Origin of the sequence: Streptomyces sp. NBC_00209 (assembly GCF_045206345.1) — a bacterium.
In the GTDB taxonomy this organism is placed as follows: domain Bacteria; phylum Actinomycetota; class Actinomycetes; order Streptomycetales; family Streptomycetaceae; genus Streptomyces.
Genome location: NZ_CP108121.1, coordinates 849,251 through 867,246 on the forward strand (window position 1 = coordinate 849,251; position 17,996 = coordinate 867,246).

General features: G+C 69.8%; 17 protein-coding genes and 3 pseudogenes. 13 read left to right on the forward strand and 7 right to left on the reverse strand.

The window, feature by feature from the left end:
- Window positions 1–131 precede the first annotated feature (131 nt).
- From OG867_RS03745 to OG867_RS03780, 8 genes are all read left to right on the forward strand, one after another.
- A complete protein-coding gene (locus OG867_RS03745) occupies window positions 132–1,400 on the forward strand; it encodes an extracellular solute-binding protein (RefSeq protein WP_406282687.1) in 1,269 nt (422 codons plus the stop codon).
- Window positions 1,401–1,444: 44 nt separating this feature from the next.
- Complete coding sequence (locus OG867_RS03750) at window positions 1,445–2,431, forward strand: carbohydrate ABC transporter permease (protein WP_406282690.1); 987 nt, start codon at window positions 1,445–1,447, stop codon at window positions 2,429–2,431.
- Window positions 2,428–3,270 (forward strand): carbohydrate ABC transporter permease, encoded by an 843-nt coding sequence (locus tag OG867_RS03755; RefSeq protein WP_406282693.1) that lies wholly within the window; start codon window positions 2,428–2,430, stop codon window positions 3,268–3,270. The genes OG867_RS03750 and OG867_RS03755 overlap by 4 nt, the downstream gene beginning before the upstream one ends.
- Window positions 3,271–3,304: 34 nt before the next feature.
- A complete protein-coding gene (locus OG867_RS03760; protein WP_406282696.1) occupies window positions 3,305–4,903 on the forward strand; it encodes a beta-N-acetylhexosaminidase in 1,599 nt (532 codons plus the stop codon).
- Between the two features lie 41 nt (window positions 4,904–4,944).
- Window positions 4,945–6,387: a cellulose binding domain-containing protein gene (locus OG867_RS03765; RefSeq protein WP_406282699.1), complete on the forward strand. Its 1,443-nt coding sequence runs from the start codon at window positions 4,945–4,947 to the stop codon at window positions 6,385–6,387.
- A 198-nt stretch (window positions 6,388–6,585) separates the two neighbouring features.
- Window positions 6,586–7,425 carry a TIM barrel protein gene (locus OG867_RS03770; RefSeq protein ID WP_406282702.1) on the forward strand — a complete coding sequence of 280 codons (840 nt, stop codon included), beginning with the start codon at window positions 6,586–6,588 and terminating at the stop codon, window positions 7,423–7,425.
- 44 nt (window positions 7,426–7,469) lie between these two features.
- Window positions 7,470–8,369, forward strand: a complete 900-nt coding sequence (locus OG867_RS03775; protein WP_328903191.1) for a 2-hydroxy-3-oxopropionate reductase — start codon at window positions 7,470–7,472, stop codon at window positions 8,367–8,369.
- 224 nt (window positions 8,370–8,593) lie between these two features.
- Window positions 8,594–10,051, forward strand: a complete 1,458-nt coding sequence (locus tag OG867_RS03780) for a catalase (RefSeq protein WP_406282705.1) — start codon at window positions 8,594–8,596, stop codon at window positions 10,049–10,051.
- A 242-nt stretch (window positions 10,052–10,293) separates the two neighbouring features.
- On the opposite strand, the gene OG867_RS03785 is transcribed toward OG867_RS03780, so the two are convergent.
- From OG867_RS03785 to OG867_RS03800, 4 genes are read right to left on the reverse strand one after another with little or no spacing between them, the layout of a single operon-like run.
- On the reverse strand, window positions 10,294–11,412 hold the full coding sequence (locus OG867_RS03785; RefSeq protein WP_406282708.1) for a hypothetical protein: 1,119 nt from the start codon (window positions 11,410–11,412) through the stop codon (window positions 10,294–10,296).
- The gene (locus OG867_RS03790; protein WP_406282711.1) at window positions 11,409–12,311 is read right to left on the reverse strand and encodes a lactate/malate family dehydrogenase; all 903 of its coding nucleotides are present in this window, start codon (window positions 12,309–12,311) and stop codon (window positions 11,409–11,411) included. Before OG867_RS03790 ends, OG867_RS03785 begins: the two co-directional genes overlap by 4 nt.
- Window positions 12,308–13,633 (reverse strand): phosphotransferase, encoded by a 1,326-nt coding sequence (locus tag OG867_RS03795; RefSeq protein ID WP_406282714.1) that lies wholly within the window; start codon window positions 13,631–13,633, stop codon window positions 12,308–12,310. Before OG867_RS03795 ends, OG867_RS03790 begins: the two co-directional genes overlap by 4 nt.
- The gene (locus tag OG867_RS03800) at window positions 13,554–14,273 is read right to left on the reverse strand and encodes a hypothetical protein (RefSeq protein WP_406282717.1); all 720 of its coding nucleotides are present in this window, start codon (window positions 14,271–14,273) and stop codon (window positions 13,554–13,556) included. The genes OG867_RS03795 and OG867_RS03800 overlap by 80 nt, the downstream gene beginning before the upstream one ends.
- A 34-nt stretch (window positions 14,274–14,307) precedes the next feature.
- Between OG867_RS03800 and OG867_RS03805 the strand changes: the two are divergent.
- A pseudogene (locus OG867_RS03805) lies at window positions 14,308–15,368 on the forward strand (hypothetical protein).
- Window positions 15,365–15,907 carry a GNAT family N-acetyltransferase gene (locus tag OG867_RS03810; protein WP_406282720.1) on the forward strand — a complete coding sequence of 181 codons (543 nt, stop codon included), beginning with the start codon at window positions 15,365–15,367 and terminating at the stop codon, window positions 15,905–15,907. Before OG867_RS03805 ends, OG867_RS03810 begins: the two are co-directional and overlap by 4 nt.
- On the opposite strand, the pseudogene OG867_RS03815 reads toward OG867_RS03810, so the two are convergent.
- From OG867_RS03815 to OG867_RS03825, 3 genes and pseudogenes are all read right to left on the reverse strand, one after another.
- A pseudogene (locus tag OG867_RS03815) lies at window positions 15,907–16,011 on the reverse strand (thiamine pyrophosphate-dependent enzyme); the annotation flags it as partial. The gene OG867_RS03810 and the pseudogene OG867_RS03815 overlap by 1 nt on opposite strands.
- Window positions 16,012–16,073: 62 nt before the next feature.
- Window positions 16,074–16,367, reverse strand: coding sequence for a DUF1330 domain-containing protein (locus OG867_RS03820; RefSeq protein WP_406282723.1), 294 nt, complete (start codon window positions 16,365–16,367; stop codon window positions 16,074–16,076).
- Between the two features lie 35 nt (window positions 16,368–16,402).
- On the reverse strand, window positions 16,403–16,969 hold the full coding sequence (locus OG867_RS03825; RefSeq protein ID WP_406282726.1) for a carboxymuconolactone decarboxylase family protein: 567 nt from the start codon (window positions 16,967–16,969) through the stop codon (window positions 16,403–16,405).
- A 68-nt stretch (window positions 16,970–17,037) separates the two neighbouring features.
- On the opposite strand from OG867_RS03825, the gene OG867_RS03830 reads away from it, so the two are divergent.
- From OG867_RS03830 to OG867_RS03840, 3 genes and pseudogenes are all read left to right on the forward strand, one after another.
- Complete coding sequence (locus OG867_RS03830; RefSeq protein ID WP_406282728.1) at window positions 17,038–17,394, forward strand: winged helix-turn-helix transcriptional regulator; 357 nt, start codon at window positions 17,038–17,040, stop codon at window positions 17,392–17,394.
- Between the two features lie 46 nt (window positions 17,395–17,440).
- A pseudogene (locus tag OG867_RS03835) lies at window positions 17,441–17,632 on the forward strand (cold-shock protein); the annotation flags it as partial.
- 96 nt (window positions 17,633–17,728) lie between these two features.
- A complete protein-coding gene (locus OG867_RS03840) occupies window positions 17,729–17,947 on the forward strand; it encodes a hypothetical protein (RefSeq protein WP_406282731.1) in 219 nt (72 codons plus the stop codon).
- The last annotated feature ends 49 nt before the right edge of the window (window positions 17,948–17,996 follow it).

The window sequence follows — 17,996 nt, forward strand, 5'->3', positions numbered from 1 at the left end:
CAAAACCCTTTGAATACAAGGGGCTTGACGGCTCCATTGGTCCATGCCACCTTCATCCACCAACAAGAGGTGAGCTGTCCAGCGGCCTTCACTGGTCAGGTGGTCAGGTCCTGTTCTCCCAGAGGTGAACCGTGAAGTACCGCTTGCTTGCCGGTGGGTCCGCGCTCGTGCTGGCCGCCGTCCTCAGCGCCTGTGGCTCGTCCGACGATTCCTCCGACGCGTCCGGTGACGGCCGGACCAGCATCGACGTCTGGCTGATGCGCGACAGCGTCTCGGCGCAGTTCCAGAAGGAGTTCGTCCAGGGCTTCGAGAAGGCCCACCCCGACATCCGGGCCCGGATCCAGATCCAGGAGTGGGACGGCATCGGCGAGAAGATCACCGCCGCGCTCGCCAGCAACGACGCCCCGGACGTCATCGAGAGCGGCAACACCCAGGTCGCCCAGTTCGCGCAGAGCGGCGGGCTGCTCGACCTGAGCGACAAGGTGGACGAGCTGAACGGCAAGGACTGGCTCAAGGGCCTGGCCGAGCCGGGGGCGTACGAGGGCAAGCAGTACGGCATCCCGTACTACGCGGCCAACCGCGTGGTCATCTACCGCACCGACCTCTTCGAGAAGGCCGGCGTCGACGCGAAGACCATCAAGACCCGCGACCAGTGGATCGCCGCCACCGAGAAGCTCAACAAGGGCGGCAACCAGGGCATCTACCTGCCGGGCCAGACCTGGTACGCCCTGGCCGGCTTCGTCTGGGACGAGGGCGGCGACCTCGCCACCGAGTCCGGGGAGAAGTGGAAGGGCGCCCTGGACACTCCGGAGGCCCTGCGCGGCATGGAGTTCTACGGGAAGCTCCAGGCGCTCGGCAAGGGCCCCAAGGACGCCGACGAGGCCGATCCGCCGCAGGCCGATGTGATGGCGCAGGGCAAGGTCGCCCAGGTCATCTCGACCCCGGGCGGCGCCAATGTCGTCATCGAGAAGAACCCGGACCTGAAGGGGAAGCTGGGCTTCTTCCCGATCCCCGGCAAGACCGCCGACACCCCGGGTGCCGTCTTCACCGGCGGCTCCGACCTGGTGATCCCCACCGCCTCCGGCAAGCAGGAGGCCGCGCTCACCTTCATCAAGGAACTCACCGGCGACACCTGGCAGAAGAAGCTCGCCGTCGCCATGAGCTACGTGCCGAACCGGACCACCCTCGCCTCGGCGGTGGCCGCCGACCCGGGCGCCGCCGCGATGGCGGTCGGCGCGGCGAACGGCCACGCCACGCCCAACACGCCGAGCTGGGCCGCGGTCGAGGCGGAGAACCCGATGAAGGACTACATGACCGCCGTCCTGACCGGCGGTGACCCGGTGAAGGAGGCCACCAAGGCGTCCGCCGACATCACCCGGGCCATGAACTCCGGCTCCTGATCCCCTCCCGCTCATCCGTCCAGACCCCCGAGAGGAGGCGTGCCGTGTCGGTCATCCGGGAACGGACCGCACCCCCCAGCCCCAAGCGCCGGGCCGTACCCGGCACGTCCGGACCGCCGCCCCGCCGGCGGCGGTCCGGGGAACCGCGCGGCCTGTGGCCGTACGCCCTGATCGCACCGGCCGTCGGCGGCATGCTCTACCTGCTGGTCTATCCGCTGCTGCGGGCGGTCCTGATCTCGCTCCAGGACTTCCGGCTGCGGCAGCTGATCACGGGTGACGCGGAGTTCGTCGGGCTGCGCAACTACCGCACCCTGCTGAGCGATCCGCGGTTCTGGGAGGTGGTCCGGCGCACCTTCCTGTTCATGGCGGTCAACGTGGTCCTGATCATGGTGATCGCGACACTGGTCGCCCTGATGACCGAGCGCCTGGGCAAGATCGCCCGGACGGTGGTGCTCAGTTCGCTGGTGCTGGCCTGGGCGATGCCGGTGATCGCGGCCACCACGGTCTTCCAGTGGCTGTTCCACTCCGAGTTCGGCATCGTCAACCATCTGCTGACCGGTGCGGGCTTCTCCTCGTTCGACCGGTATCCGTGGTTCGCGCACGGCACCGCCGCCTTCGCCATCCTCGTCCTGCTGGTCGTGTGGCAGTCGGTGCCGTTCGCGGCGATCACCCTCTACTCCGCGCTGACCACGGTCCCGACCGAGCTGTACGAGTCGGCGCGGCTGGACGGGGCGAGCGGCGCCCGCATCTTCCGCTCGGTCACCCTGCCGGTGCTCCGGCCGATCTTCCTGCTGGTGTTCTCGCTGGAGGTGATCTGGACGTTCAAGGCGTTCGTCCAGATCTGGGTGATGACCCGGGGCGGCCCGGGCGACGCGACGACGATCCTGCCCGTGTACGCGGTCCAGACCGCGCTCGCCGGCCAGCGTTACGACCTGGGCTCGGCCGCCTCGATGGTCACCGTGGTCCTGATGTCCGGGGTGCTCGTCCTCTACTTCCGCCAGATGCTCCGCCAGGAGGACGAGATCCGATGAGCCGTACCCGTAGCGCCCGACTGCGGCGGCTTCCGCTGAACGCCGCGGCCGCGCTGACCGTCCTGGTCTGTCTGTTCCCCGTCTACTGGATGATCTCCACCGCGTTCAAACCGTCCAAGGACATCCAGTCCTCCGACCCGCAGCTCTTCCCGCACACCTGGACGCTCGACCACTTCCGCACCGCCGTGCAGGCCGACGGCTTCGGAATGTTCTGGCGCAACAGCGTTCTGGTGACGGTGAGTTCGATCCTGCTGGCGCTGATCGTCGCCCTGGCCTCGGCGTACGCGGTGGCCAGGCTGCGCTGGAAGGGGCGGCGGCAGTTCATGCTCATGGTGTTCATCGCGCAGATGGCGCCCTGGGAGTCGCTGATCATCCCGATCTACATCATCTCCCGTGACACGGACATGCTGGACCGGCTGCCGACGCTGACCCTCGTCTACTTCATGGTCACGCTGCCGTTCTCGGTGATCGTGCTGCGGGGCTTCATCGGGACGATCCCGCCGGAGCTGGAGGAGGCCGCGCAGGTCGACGGCTGCACCCGGACCGCCGCCTTCCGGAAGGTGGCCCTGCCGCTGCTCGCGCCTGGTCTCATGGCGACCTCGCTGTTCGGTTTCATCACCGCCTGGAACGAGTTCGCGTACGCCAACTTCCTGATCATCAAGCATCAGGACAGCCGCACCCTGCCTGTCTGGCTGTCCTCCTTCCAGAACACCTTCGGCACCGACTGGGGCGCCACGATGGCCGCCTCCACCCTCTTCGCCCTGCCCGCGCTGGTGGTCTTCCTGCTGCTCCAGCGCCATGTCACCTCCGGCTTCGCGGCCGGCGCCGTCAAGGGCTGACCGACGACCCCGCTCCCCCTTCCGGAGGCCCCGCATGCCCGCACCCCGCCCCGAACACTCCCTCGTCCCCCGCCCCCGCAAGGTCTCCGCGCGCCCCGGCCGCTTCACCCTGACCCCGGACACCGGTATCCGCGCCTACCCCGGCGCGGAGGGCGCCGCCGACCTGCTGCGCACCCTGCTCGCCCCCGGCACCGGGCTCCCCCTCGCCCCCTCCGCCACCGGCCGCGTCGTGCTCGCCCTGGACCCGCAGCTGAGCGACCTCGGCGAGGAGGGGTACGGGCTCACCATCGGCCCGGACACGGTGCTGCTGCGGGCGGCCCGGCCGGCCGGCCTGCTGTGCGGGGTGCAGACGCTGCGCCAATTGCTGCCCTCCGAGGCGCTCTCGGCGGGGGCCCGGCGGGGCGGGGCCTGGACGCTGCCGTGCGTGGAGATCAGCGACGTCCCGGCGCATCCGTGGCGCGGCACGATGCTCGACGTGGCCCGGCACTTCCAGCCGGTCTCCTACCTGCGCCGTTACGTGGACCTGATGGCCCTGCACAAGCTGAACACGCTGCACCTCCACCTCACCGACGACCAGGGCTGGCGGATGCCGGTCGCCGCGTACCCGAGGCTGACGGGGATCGGCGGCCACCGGACCCAGTCGATGGCCGGTCCGCCGGGCGGCCCCGTCGAGCGCTTCGACGGCGTCCCGCACTCGGGGGCGTACACCACGCGGGAGCTGCGCGACCTCGTCCGGTACGCGGAGGCGCGCGGGGTGCGGGTGGTGCCGGAGATCGAGATGCCCGGCCATGTGCGCGCGGCCCTGGCCGCCCATCCGGAGCTGGGCAACGACCCGTCGCGGCGGCTGGGCGTGTGGACCAAGTGGGGTGTCTGCGACACGGTGTTCGGGGTGCACGAGGAGGTCTTCGACTTCTGCCGGACCGTGCTGGACGAGGTCATGGACGTCTTCCCGTCGCCGTACATCCACGTCGGCGGCGACGAGTGCCCGACCACCGAGTGGGAGAACAGCCCGGCGGCCCGGGAGCGGGCCGCCGCCGAGGGGCTGCCCGACGCGCGGGCCCTGCACGGCTGGTTCATGGGCCGCATCGGGGCGTACGTCGCCGAGCGGGGCCGTATCCCGGTCGGCTGGGCCGAGACCGGCACCGAACTCCCCCCGGAATTCACGGTGATGACCTGGCGCGACCCGGCCCACGCCCGCGCCGCCGCCCGCCGCGGCCACCAGGTGGTCGCCGCCCACTACCGGGCCACCTACCTCGACTACGCGGAGTCCGACGCCCCCGGCGAACCGCTCACGCAGCCGGGCCCGCCCGTCGAGCTGCGCACGGTGCACGGCGACCGCTCGCTGACCGACGACTGGGAGCCGGGCGACGCGTCCCGGCTGCTCGGCACGCAGGCCCAGCTGTGGACGGAGTACGCGCGCACCCCGGACCGGATCGAGTACCAGACGTATCCGAGGCTGTGCGCCCTCGCGGACCGCGCCTGGTCCGGCGGCGGCGACGGCTGGCCCGGCTTCCTGTCCCGCCTCGGCCACCACACCACCCGCCTGGACGCGCTCGGCGTCCGCTACCGCCCTTGGGGGTCTCCCCCCCGGCCGCTCACCGCGGCATCCCCAGGAACAGCGCCGACCCCGTGAATCCCCCGCTCACCCACGACGTTCCCGGAAGGAACAGACGCATGAAGTCACACGCGAAGAGCCGGTTGCGCGCCGCCGCCGCGGCCGCCGTCACCGTGGCGCTCGGCTGTACGGCCCTGGCCGCCGTCCCGACGACGGCGAGCGCCGCCGGCGAACCGATCGCCGTGCAATACCGCACCGGCGCGTCCGGCGCGAGCGCCGACCAGAGCGAGCCCTGGCTGAAGGTGCGCAACACCGGCAGCGGGTCCGTGCAGCTCAACGACGTGAAGGTCCGCTACTACTTCAAGGGCGACGCGGTGGGCGAGGTCTACCGGTTCGCCTGCTCCTGGGCGGTGAAGGGCTGCGGGAACATCACGGGGACGTTCGGCACGCTCGCGCATCCGACCGCCACCGCCGACCGCTACCTGGAGATCGGCTTCACCTCCGGTGCGGGCTCCCTGGCACCGGGTGCCGACACCGGTGACATGCAGCTGCGGTTCTACCGGTCCAACTGGCAGCCGCTGACGCAGAGCGACGACTACTCGTTCGGCGCCGGCTCGACCGCGTACGCCGACTGGTCGAAGGTGACCGCGCAGCTCGGCGGCGCCACGGTCTGGGGCACGGCCCCCGAGGGCAACGACCCCACGGACCCGACCGATCCCACGGACCCGACGGATCCGACGGACCCGGGCGAGGACGGGCCGACGCTCTTCGACGACTTCAACTACAGCAACCACAGCGACCCGCAGATCGCCGCGCACGGCTGGAGCGTCCGCTCCAACGCGGGCGGGCCCGGCGTGCCCGGCGCCACCTGGGCGCCGGAGAACGTCACGTTCGCCACGCAGAGCGGCAACTCCATCATGAACCTGGAGACGTCGACGGCGGGCAGCGGCGAGTCGACCAAGCAGACCGAGATCCTGACCCAGTCGATGAAGTTCCGCAACGGCACCTACGCGGCGCGGGTCAAGTTCAACGACGCGCCGAAGTCGGGCCCGGACGGGGACCACTTGGTGCAGACGTTCTTCACCATCAACGACCTCAAGGCGCCGATGGCGGACGACTACGCCGAGTACGACTTCGAGTACCTGCCCAACGGCGGCTGGGGCGAGAGCGGCAACATCCTCTACACGACCTCGTGGGAGACCTACCGGCCCGACCCGTGGGAGGCCGTCAACCAGCACACCGAGTCCCGGCAGAGCTACGCCGGCTGGCACGACCTGGTGGTGACCATCGACAACAACGCGATCACGTACTACATCGACGGCCGGCTCTTCGGCACGCACGGGGCGGCCTATCTGCCGGAGCGCGGGATGTCGATCAACTTCAACCAGTGGCTGATCGACCTCGCCGGTCAGACGAGCACCAGCCCGCGTGCGTACGACCAGCAGGTGGATTACGTGCTGCACGTGAAGGACAAGGTCCTCACGCCTTCGCAGGTGAACGCGAAGATCGCCGCGTTGCGCGCGGCGGGGACCACGTTCCAGGACACGGTTCCGGCCGGGTGATCCGGTAGCGGGACGTACGGGCGGGGCGGTGGGCCGACGGGCCTCCGCCCCGCCTTTCGCGTGGCCGCCGAGGGGCCACGCCGCCTCCCTGACCGGCGCGCATTCCGGGCACCCCCTTGACAGCCCCGCCACCCGCCGGGCAATCTTCCATTAAGCAGAAACTAACTTCCGCGATACGGAAGGAGCACCGAAACCCTCATGGGCTACCCGGACCAGCGCTTCGATGTGAACCTCTCGATCCTCTTCACGGAACTCCCGCTCCTGGAGCGTCCCGCGGCAGCCGCCGCGGCCGGCTTCACGGCGGTCGAGCTGTGGTGGCCCTGGATCGAGACCCCCACCCCCGAGCAGGCCGAGCTCGACGCCCTCAAGAAGGCGCTCGACGACGCCGGCACCCAGCTGGTGGGCCTGAACTTCTACGCCGGACAGCTCCCCGGCCCCGACCGCGGCGCGCTCTCCGTGCCCGGTGCGGAGTCGGATCGCTTCCGGGCCAACATCGAGGTGGCGGCCGACTTCGCCGCCTCGGTCGGCTGCAAGGCGCTCAACGCGCTCTACGGCAACCGGGTCGACGGCGTCGACCCCGCCGCCCAGGACGAACTCGCCCTGGAGAACCTGGTCCTGGCGGCCCGCGCCGCCGACCGGATCGGCGCGGTGCTGCTGATCGAGACCCTGAACGCGCCGGAGTCGCCGCGCTATCCGCTGGTGAGCGCGCCGGCCGGGATCGAGGTCGTGGACCGGGTCAACGCCGCGACCGGCCTCGGCAACGCGAAGTTCCTGCTGGACCTGTACCACCTGTCGATGAACGGCGAGGACCTCAGTCAGGTCATCACCGCGTACGCCGACAGGACCGGGCACGTCCAGATCGCCGACAACCCGGGCCGCGGCGCGCCCGGTACCGGCTCGCTCCCCCTGGAGCAGCTCCTGGACGAGCTGGCGAAGGCCGGTTACGAGGGCTGGGTCGGGCTGGAGTACAAGCCCGGCGACCGCCCGAGCGCCGACTCCTTCGACTGGCTCCCGGCCGCGGCGCGGCCCGCCCGCTGAGCGCGGCGAGAGCCCCCTCCACACGTAGATCGGAAGACACCCTCATGAGCAACAACCTCCCCAAGGTCGCGTGGATCGGTCTCGGCATCATGGGTTCGCCCATGTCGGAGAACCTGATCAAGGCCGGTTACGACGTCACCGGTTACACCCTGGAGCAGGACAAGGTCGACCGCCTGGCGGCGGCCGGCGGCACCGGCGCCTCCTCGATCGCCGAGGCGGTCGGGGACGCGGACGTGGTCATCACGATGGTGCCCGCGTCCCCGCAGGTGGAGGCCATCGCCTACGGCCCCGACGGCATCCTGGAGAACGCGAAGCGCGGGGCGCTGCTGATCGACATGTCCTCGATCACCCCGCAGACCTCCGTGGACCTCGCGAAGAACGCCGCCGAGAAGGGCATCCGGGTCCTGGACGCCCCCGTCTCCGGCGGCGAGGCCGGCGCGATCGAGGCCGTGCTGTCCATCATGGTGGGCGGCGAGCAGGCGGACTTCGACGCGGCCAAGCCGGTGCTCGACGCGCTCGGCAAGACCATCGTGCTGTGCGGGCCGCACGGCTCCGGCCAGACGGTGAAGGCCGCGAACCAGCTGATCGTCGCGGTGAACATCCAGGCGTGCGCCGAGGCCGTGGTCTTCCTGGAGAAGTCCGGCGTGGACCTCGCCGCCGCGCTGGACGTGCTGAACGGCGGTCTGGCCGGTTCGACCGTGCTGACCCGCAAGAAGGACAACTTCCTCAACCGGGACTTCGCGCCCGGCTTCCGGATCGACCTGCACCACAAGGACATGGGCATCGTCACGGACGCCGCCCGCAACGTCGGCGCCGCGCTGCCGGTCGGCGGTGTGGTCGCTCAGCTCGTCGCCTCGCTGCGCGCGCAGGGTGACGGCGGCCTGGACCACTCGGCGCTGCTGCGCTCGGTCGAGCGCCTGTCCGGTCAGCCCGTCCAGGGCTGAGACCGGCCGCTCCCCCTCCCACAGACTTCCGGACGGTGCCGTCGCTGACACCTGTCCTGTCGCGCCCAGGCGCCGGCGCCGTCCGGAACACCCTCCCACCACGAATTTCAACAAACTGTTGACGCCGCAACCGGGGTCTCTTTACGCTCCGGACACGCCCCCAGGAATCTGCCCCCTGGCCGTCGCAGTTCAGCAGCTCCCGTACGGAAGGTCGCCCCGACACCATGACGCAGCGTGTGCTTACGACCGAGTCCGGCGCCCCGGTCGCCGACAACCAGAACTCCGCCACCGCGGGTGCCGGAGGCCCGATCCTCCTCCAGGACGGCCACCTCCTGGAGAAGCTCGCCCGCTTCAACCGGGAGCGCATCCCGGAGCGCGTGGTGCACGCCCGGGGCTCCGGCGCGTACGGCTACTTCGAGGTGACCGACGACGTCACCGCGTACACCCGCGCCGACTTCCTCTCCGAGGTGGGCCGCCGCACCGAGACGTTCATCCGCTTCTCCACCGTCGCCGACTCGCTGGGCGGCGCGGACGCGGTGCGCGACCCGCGCGGGTTCGCGCTCAAGTTCTATACGAACGACGGCAATTACGACCTCGTCGGGAACAACACCCCGGTGTTCTTCATCAAGGACCCGATCAAGTTCCCCGACTTCATCCACTCGCAGAAGCGCGACCCGTTCACGGGCCGTCAGGAGCCGGACAACGTCTGGGACTTCTGGGCGAACTCCCCCGAAGCCACGCACCAGATCACCTGGCTGATGGGCGACCGGGGCATCCCCGCCTCGTACCGCCACATGAACGGCTTCGGCTCGCACACCTACCAGTGGACGAACGCCGCGGGCGACGCGTACTTCGTGAAGTACCACTTCAAGACCAACCAGGGCGTGCGCTCCCTCTCCGCCGCCCAGGGCGCCGAGCTCGTCGGCAAGGACGGCAGCTCGCACCAGACGGACCTGCTCCAGGCCATCGAGCGCGGCATGAACCCGTCCTGGACGCTGTACGTGCAGCTCATGCCGGCCGCCGAGGCGGCGGACTACCGCTTCAACCCGTTCGACGTCACCAAGGTGTGGCCGCACGCGGACTACCCGCTCCAGCGGGTGGGCCGGCTGGTGCTCGACCGCAACCCGGACAACGTCTTCGCCGAGGTCGAGCAGGCCGCGTTCTCGCCGAACAACTTCGTGCCCGGCATCGGCCCGTCCCCGGACAAGATGCTCCAGGGCCGCCTGTTCGCCTACGCGGACGCGCAGCGCTACCGCCTGGGCATCAACCACACCCAGCTCCCGGTGAACGCGCCGCGCGCCGCGGCCGCGGACAACTACGGCCGCGACGGCCTGCACGCCACGCGGTACGGCTCGCGCCACGACAAGAACTACGAGCCCAACTCGTACGCGGGCCCCGCCCAGACGGACACGGCGCTCTCCGCCCCGCTCCCCGTCCAGGGCTGGACCGGCACCCACGAGGCGCCCGCCCACACCAAGGACGACGACTTCTTCCAGGCCGGCGAGCTGTACCGCCTGATGACGGCCGACGAGAAGGACCGCCTGGTCGCGAACATCGCGGGCGGCCTGTCCCAGGTCTCCCGGGACGACGTCATCGAGAAGAACCTCGCCCACTTCCACGCGGCCGACCCCGAGTACGGCAAGCGCGTGGAGAAGGCGGTCCGCGCCCTCCGCGAGGACTGACCTCACCCCCCGAACCCTGCCCGCGCCGACGCGTCCACCCGGATGAGGGGTTGCGCGCGACGCGGGCAGGACGAGGCCGCGGCGGTGGCGCGATGCCAGTGCGGTGGTACGCGGAGGGCGGCCCGGTCACCAGACCTGAAGGCCCGTGCAGCCCCCCTTCGCGCCTCCGCCGCGGCCCCTGTTCCTCCTGAACGAGGGCGCGGAGTACGGATACGGTCCCGTACTCCGCGCCCTTTCACGTGTCAGAGGACGCTGTCGACGGCGTCCAGCAGGACGGCGGTACTGGCGTCGGGATCGTGGTTCATGGTGAGCGCTTGGTGCGGGAGCCGGCCGAGGTGCCCGGCGAGCTCCTTGGTGGAGGTCTCGGCGGGCAGCAGCCCGAACACATCCGGGTACCGGTCCTCCGTGGCGGAGCCGAAGAAGTCGGCGTCGGCCACGCCGCGGGCGACGGTGGTCAGCCCGGGGACGGTCTTCGCCTTGATCTCCGGGAAGAGAATCCCCACGGCATGCCCTTCGGTCGCCAAGGTCAGCCCGAGCCAGGATTCCAGCTGATCGGGAAAGAACTGCGGTTTCATCTCGACTCCCGACGCCTTCCACAGCGGCGTACGGTCACCGGCGAGGAGCGCGTCGGTCACCTTCTGCTTCTGGGTGGGATGCATTTGCTCACCGGCCCGGACGCGGGCGCGTACCGGCTCGTACCAGCCAAGGGCATCGAGCAGCCCGAAGCCGATGGCCGCCGCGCTGGGCCAGGGCAGGACGCGGATGACTTCGCCGTCGAAGCGGGCGAATACCCGGTCATTGGCGAGGAGTTGAAACCCGCCGGTACGCGCCAGAAGGAACCCGGTGGTCGTCTTCCCGGCGCCCTTGTTGCCGAGGGTGAGGAGCGTCGCCCCGTCGGCGGGGCGGGTGACGGCCGACGCATGAAGGATCTGCCAGCCATCGGCGAGGAGCCGGCCCCGGACGACCTCTCTGGCCAGCCGGGCGGTCGCGGTGGCGACGGAGGTCTCATCGGTACCGACGATGCGCATACGGGTGGCACCCGGGTCCCACTCGTACGACAGCCGGTCCTCCGGCTGCGTAGCCGTAACAAGACCGCTCTCACTACGGCTGACCAGCATCGGAGCGGCAGCGTACGCAATCACCTCCGGCAGCCCGGCCAGCACGCGCCTTCCAAGCGCGGCGTGCTGTCGCTCGTCGATGTCGGCGCGGATGACCGGACCGTCGGCGGTGCCCGGGTCGACGTTCTCAGCCGTCCACCACAAGCCCAGGTATCGGCCTACCCAGTCGGTGATGGCGGAGGTCTCACTGGTGACGGTGACCGATGGGCCGTCGGCCGTCGTGATGCGGGTCGCGAAGGTCATGACGCGGACATCTCCTCGAGAGTCGGGCAAAGGCGGTGGTAGGTGGACTGCAATGTGGCTTCTGCGGCTGCGAGATCGCGTATCTCTCCGGCGTCCAGACGCGGGAGACATACCGTGGGCTGCCCCGAGGAGAAGTGCAACGGCATTCCGAGATAGACGCCGTTCCTCGGTGCGGACAGCTCGATGGAGCCGTCCGTGACACCCAGAACAAGGGCAAGGGCGGCCACGGTGGCAGCGGCAGGACCGGAACGGACCCTGCCGATCCCAGCGGCGATCCGGCCGGGCCGCGCGGCCATCTCTGCCCGGATCGCCTGCACGGGGACGGGGACGGCCCGACCGTCGACGGTGGTGGAGGAGGCGCAGATCACCGCCAGGTCCCCGTGCTCGCCGATGACGTGTCCTCGTACAGCTTCCGTCGGTACCCCCATCCTCCGGGCCAGGATGAGCCGGTACCGGGCCGTGTCGGTGCTGGAGCCGATCCCCCACACCCGCGTACTGCCGGACACCTCCGCGTACAGGCGGGTCATCACGTCGACGGGATTGGTCACCACGACGACCGGGCCGGTGAACCCGGCCAGCTTCTGGCCGAGGCTCCGGATCATGAGCCCGTTGGCGGCGAGCCCGGCCATGCGGATGTCTGTCGTACGGTCGTTGGTGAAGGCGGCTCGCGGGCAGAGCACGAGAGCATCGCACGACTGCATTCCGGCGAGGTCGGCCCGGCGCGCTCGCGCGGAAGACGCACTGACGAGGCTCATGTCCTCCAGATCGGTGACAAGCCCGTCGGCGCTGCGTCCGTGGAGCGACGCCACCATCACTGTGTCGCACCAGCCCGCGTGGACCAGGAGCCCACCCACAGCCTGGCCGACGGCCCCGGCGCCGATGATGCCGACGGCCGTCACCGGGTCGCCGCCTGCGCGACGTGGGCCAGGCACAGACGCCACAGGTCGCGCCCGGAACGAAGGGGAACGAGCGCGGAGGTGCAGAGGTCGAGCATCCGGCACACGGCTCCGGCCTCGGAGACCACGGCCGCTCCGATTCGGGTCATGGGCAGACCCGTTGGGTGCGAGAGGTACGTGGTGAGGATGTTCGTGGTGTCCATCAGCCACAGGGCGACAAGCTGCCGCAGAAGCGCACTCTCCTCCGGGGCCGACAGATGCGCCGCCGCGACGTCCGTATGGACCGCGGCCTGCTCCAGAACCACGCGGACGGCGCCCGCTCCGGGCCGGCAGGCGACCAGGTCCAGGAAGAGTCGGGACAGAAGCTTGGCGAGGTCGGCGCAGGGCGGATTACGCATGAGGCCCGGGTCGATGAACGTGGGCCGCCCACCATCGGAGGGGAACAGCACATGCTCCGGCTTGAGGTCTCCGAAAACGACCGGTCGCGACAATGCGAACGCGGCAGAGGCATTGGCCCGACGCAGACGAAGAACGATCTCCCGGAGCAGGTTGCCGAAGGGGAGCCGCCCCAAGTACACCGCACCGTTGACGCCGCTGAACTTCCGCAGGAAGGTCCCGGGGATCGACCTCTCAACAATCGGCGCGCGGTCGACCAGTGCAACGACGTCAGGTGAGCGCAGTACCGGCGCGAGTTCTTGGCGTACGAGGTGCAGGAGGTCGGCCGTACGCCCGGGAGACGCCGCGACCAGTTCGGCGAGGGTCGCTCCGCCCACGTACTTGGTGAACAGCACCCCGGGCCGGCGACCGAGAACCTTGGGCACCCGCAGCCCGGCGGCGGCGAGCACTCGAAGCTGATCGGCCTCCCGTTCGAGGAGGGTGCCGGGTCTGGCGAGGTAGGCGCGCTGGGCGGCCTGGGCAGTCGGCCAGTCGCCGCCCCGCCCGCGAACGATGGAGACGAGCGACATGCCGAGCAGCTCACTCTTCGCGTACACGGTGTCGCCGTCGACAGTGAGCTGCTGTACATGGCTGGTCACGCTCGGGACGACGGGGCCGGGCTGGACAACGGAGGTCGGCCACAGCTCGTGGGCGGCCGTCGCGATGTGCTCGGCCACATAGTCGGCCACCAGTGCCGGCGTCGGCACTTCTGCGATGTCGGGATCTACGGCGTCGGCGGCAGGGCGGAACATGAGGGGCCCCATTTCTTCCGGGTCAACCGGTGCGAGGGTGGCTTGCGCGGTGCGTGCGTCAGCTGCTGGGCCGGAAAGAGCCTGCCGATGCGGTGTTCCGGTGCAACGCGTCAGCGAGGAGCAGCGCGTCGTCGGCATCCAGGTAGTCGAGGCGGATGCGGTTGCCGCCGCGCAGGCCGCGACAATGCCCGCAGGTGGGTACCGACTCGACGGGCAGCGCCTGGCCGGTCGCGGCGAGCGCCCGCTCCAGTTCCCGGGCGAACCGCTCGTGGTCGTGCCAGTCCCCGAGGTCGAGGGCGCGCAGGACCAGCTCGTCACCGCCGAGGCGGCGGTAGAGCAGCGCGGCAGTGTCTGTATCGAGCATGCCGATGTCGATGAGGGCCCGGCTCCCTACGTCCTGGATCTCCACATGCCGCTCGACGCCGATGCGGGCAAGGGCGCGATGCAGCTGCAATGCCGAGTTCTGGGCCTCGGTGAGACGCGTCTCCAACAACCGCCCGAGAGCCTGAACTTCCTGCTCCGAAGGCAGGGTGAGAACCAGCCCATGGCCAGGGCGTGGCGCAGGCGCGAGGTGTTCCACCTCGGCGGTGATGCCCTCGGCGAGCAAGTGGGCCCGCACGTCTCCGTGTGTCCAGGGGTAAGCGACCGAGGGAGCCAACCGGAGGCGGCAACCACCTGGCGCGGGGCCTTGCTTCAACTCGAAGCCAAGACCGGCGTACTCCAGGACAAGCTCCAGAGCGCGAGCCGTGGCCATCGGGGTCGGCGGCGAGTTCGTCATCGGATCATCCTCGTGAGATAGGTCGAACGCCTGCATGCGTGTGCGGCGACAAGCGGCTCGGGGACGTACAGCCAGTCAGTGGCGCGCTCAGAGATCCTTGATGCCGACGAGCACGCGACCGATCAGGTTCGGGTCGGCCCGAGCAACTTCGGGCGCCCGGAGGCCATCGGATTCGGACAGGCCCGGAGACGACACCGAAGCGTCGCGGCCCTCGTTCGACCACTCGGCATCGCTCGCGATCTCGGCCCGCCACGGCGGGCAGCCCCGCATCGAGGAGCAGGCCACCGCGCTCGCCGACGAGGCACTCAACCTCCAGAACGCGGGCAGCGCGACGCAGCGAGTACGAAACAGCCTGTACGCCTCCGGGGCCGCATTCCGCTCGTCTGCGATGTGGGCGGCCATCGACGGCCGGCGCTACGAGGCCGCGAAGACTCACATGCGCGAGGCGCAGGCCCTCGCGGAGATGTCCGGTGACCAGGCGATCAAGTTCCGCATCTGGAGTCACGCGGGAACCATGTACCGGCACATGGGCCGCCCCGCCGACGCGATCGCTGCCAACGACGTTGCTCGCAACCTGCATCTCACCCGCCGCGACCCATTGTTCGCGTCTCTCGGTCTCGCCCGTCAAGGAGCCATCCACGGCACGGCCCAGAACCGGACCGAGACCCGTCGCGCGTTCGAGCAGGCGCAGGACGCCATGCTGCGCGCAGATCCCGCTGACCAGCGGCCGGTCTGGCTGCTCGCCTTCTACGACCAGGCCGAACTGGACTCCCTTGCTCTCTCCGCGTACCTGGCGCTCGGCGACTACCCGACCGCCGAGTACCACGCCCACCGGTGTCTGGCCTCGCTCCGGCCCCACATGGTTAGGTCTCGCGCCATCGCCACGACCCGTCTCGCTCACGCCCTCCTTTCTCAGGGGGCCGCCGACGCCGCAACTGCCACCGCCATAAGGGTTTCTGCAGACGCCGCCACCCGCCACGCCCGCGTGTCGCGCATGCTCCAAGAGTTCGGAGCCGCCCTCGCGCCACCGCGCCGCGCAGCACCACCGTCCAGACGTGGACCGAGCACACCATCACTTGGAGGACGACCGCATGACCACCGCACCCGCCACGGAGCTGCGCACCTTCACCAGCTTGGACACCATCCGCGGTGACCTCCTCGACGTATACGCTGAGGTACGCGCCCCGCTGCTCCACCTGCCGAACTACGCGGTCACCGCCTTCGGCGAACGTATCGACCGGCACGCCACCGAACCCGGATTCACAGCCGTCCTCGCGTACGCGGACAACCAGCCGGTCGGCTACGCGTACAGCAACACCATCGAGCACGGCGACCGCTACTGGCAGCGCACCAGCCCGACCCCGGCGGAGAAGTACACCGAGCGCCCGACCATGGCGCTCAAGGAGATCGGTGTCCACCCGTCCTGGCGCAAGACCGGCACCGCCCGCCGCATCCACGACGCCCTGCTCGCCACCGGCGCCGAGCCGTACATCACGCTCATGGTCAACGGAGCCGCAGGCGACGGAAAGGTCCACGCGCTGTACAAGTCATGGGGCTACGAGGACATTGGCCAGAGCCAGCCGTCACCGGCGTCACCGATCCTCACCGTGATGATGCGAGACGCTGCTGGGTAGCCGAGGTACGAGTTGTTGACCAGGACGTGCACGTACGGGATTCGGTGCTGGGCGCCCACCGCGAGCTCCTCCAGCGTGAACCTGAAGCTGTAGTCACCACAGAGTCGGGCATACGGATTCGGTGAAGCGTTGAAAGGAACGTCAGCGACGGCGCGCCGACTCTTGGTCAGTCAATGCCCTCGACGATACGGAAGTCCCGCTCGACGCCGTCGGAGAGGGCGGCCAACGCCTCCTGGTAGGCCGCACTTTCGCGCGCCGCGACGGCCTGCTCGAAGGTGCCGAACTCGACCAGGACGGTGCGTTCGGCGATTCCCGCCTCGTATGCCTCGACGCGAGTGCCGCGGGAGAGGATCCGGCCGCCCCCGGCTTTGACGGCTGGAGGGGCCAGCTTGTTGTAGGCGGCCAGCTTCTCGGGGTCCGCAATGGTGCGGTAGACGCTGACCCAGTAGCCCTTGGGCATGGAACCTCCCGTGTGTGGTGATGAGTGCGTTCGGCTTACGGGGTTGCCTCGGGGAAACGGGCGCCCCAGGGCTCCGCTTCCAGCAGAAGCCCGTTGGCCAGAAGGCTGATGGTTCGGTACCAGCCGATCAGTACGAGTAGTTCGAGTACGTGGGCTTCTTCGTAGTGCGTGCGCAGGGCGTCCCAGGCGGGCTGCGTGAGCTGAGCCGTGTCGTTGAGTTCGTCAACCGCGTGGAGTAGTGCCGTGTGGCGTGGGGACCATGGAGCGCTGGCCACCGCGTCGGGCTGGGCAGTTGCCCGGAGCTGTTCCGGGCCGAGTCCGGCCTGCGGCGCCAGGGTCGCGGCGTGGACGCCCCATTCGTAAGCACAGGCGGACCGCGCGGTCACGCGGGCGATGACGATCTCCCGGTCCATGGCGGGGAGGAGTCCATGACCCAGCAGCCCGGCGCCGAGGGCGAACATGCGTGAGGCCAGCTCCGGGTTGCGGTGCAGGATACGGAACAGCGCGAGCGGTTCGTGCGGTACGCCCGGCGGCATCCATCGGCGCAGCGCCCGGTCGATGTCGGCGGTGTAGGGCGGGGTGAGCGGTTCGATGCGGGGCATCTCAGCACCTCCTGCTTCGATTTTCGAACCACTATGATGCTTCGAGAACCGAAGCGCAAGGAGCGAGCATGGAAGCCAGAGCGCCACGTCCGGGGAAGCCGGTACGGGGATCCGAATCGGGCCGCCCGGTAATGGCCGCACTCGACCTGCTCGGACGGCGGTGGACGATGCGGATCCTGTGGGAACTGAGCCAAGCCCCGGCAGGGTTCCGCGAATTGCAGCGCCGGTGCGAGCGCATGTCCTCCAGCGTGCTCAGCACCCGGATCGAGGAACTGTCCACCGCCCGCCTGCTCACCCTGGACGGCGACGGCTACCACCTCACCCGGCTCGGCCGCGATCTCGTCGAGGCGCTGAGCCCGCTGGACGCCTGGAGTCGACGCTGGGCCGAGGAAATGGGACCCGCGACGACAGGAGAGCTGGAATGATCACCGTATGGCCGATTCCTGCGGCTATGAGCGAAGGGAGCGGCACATGGGCCGTCGCGAAAGTCCCCGTAAGGACACGGCAGTCGTGACCGCGACTGTGCGCGAGTGGAACGACGAGGAGGGCTGGGGCGTCCTCGACTCGCCCGAGACTCCCGGAGGGTGCTTCGGCCACTACTCCGACATTCAGGCACCCGGCTTCCGCACACTGTCACCAGGGCAAGAGGTCGATCTCACCTGGTAAGCACCGGGCTTCAAGCAGGACGGGTACGACTATCGCGCGATGAGCATCACCCCCAAGCACGTCTGACCCCGCAATGGCCGCAGGTGGGTTGCGGTGGAGCAAGAGGCGGCGAGGCCCCGGGGCGACGTCTACCCCCAGCCCTGCAACGGCGGCTCGTACCAGAAATGGCGCACCGTCCAGCCCGCCGCCCGCAGCGCCGTCATGCTCCAGAGCGTCGGCACGGGCGGCTGCCTGCAGCAACAGGACAACGGCTACTACCGCACCGTCGCCTGCGACCGGAACGCCCAGAACCAGCGCTTCACCATCGGCTGAGATGCAGGCTCGGGGGTCCTGCGCGGCTGCCAGGACCTCGCGCGCCGCA

Bases quoted from the DNA above. Each gene is read 5' to 3' on its own strand.
- OG867_RS03755 (WP_406282693.1), top strand. From the start codon at position 2,428: ATGAGCCGTACCCGTAGCGCCCGACTGCGGCGGCTTCCGCTGAACGCC.
- OG867_RS03760 (WP_406282696.1), top strand. From the start codon at position 3,305: ATGCCCGCACCCCGCCCCGAACACTCCCTCGTCCCCCGCCCCCGCAAG.
- OG867_RS03765 (WP_406282699.1), top strand. From the start codon at position 4,945: ATGAAGTCACACGCGAAGAGCCGGTTGCGCGCCGCCGCCGCGGCCGCC.
- OG867_RS03770 (WP_406282702.1), top strand. From the start codon at position 6,586: ATGGGCTACCCGGACCAGCGCTTCGATGTGAACCTCTCGATCCTCTTC.
- OG867_RS03775 (WP_328903191.1), top strand. From the start codon at position 7,470: ATGAGCAACAACCTCCCCAAGGTCGCGTGGATCGGTCTCGGCATCATG.
- OG867_RS03780 (WP_406282705.1), top strand. From the start codon at position 8,594: ATGACGCAGCGTGTGCTTACGACCGAGTCCGGCGCCCCGGTCGCCGAC.
- OG867_RS03785 (WP_406282708.1), bottom strand. From the start codon at position 11,412: ATGACCTTCGCGACCCGCATCACGACGGCCGACGGCCCATCGGTCACC.
- OG867_RS03795 (WP_406282714.1), bottom strand. From the start codon at position 13,633: ATGCCGACGACGCGCTGCTCCTCGCTGACGCGTTGCACCGGAACACCG.
- OG867_RS03800 (WP_406282717.1), bottom strand. From the start codon at position 14,273: ATGACGAACTCGCCGCCGACCCCGATGGCCACGGCTCGCGCTCTGGAG.
- OG867_RS03810 (WP_406282720.1), top strand. From the start codon at position 15,365: ATGACCACCGCACCCGCCACGGAGCTGCGCACCTTCACCAGCTTGGAC.
- OG867_RS03820 (WP_406282723.1), bottom strand. From the start codon at position 16,367: ATGCCCAAGGGCTACTGGGTCAGCGTCTACCGCACCATTGCGGACCCC.
- OG867_RS03825 (WP_406282726.1), bottom strand. From the start codon at position 16,969: ATGCCCCGCATCGAACCGCTCACCCCGCCCTACACCGCCGACATCGAC.
- OG867_RS03830 (WP_406282728.1), top strand. From the start codon at position 17,038: ATGGAAGCCAGAGCGCCACGTCCGGGGAAGCCGGTACGGGGATCCGAA.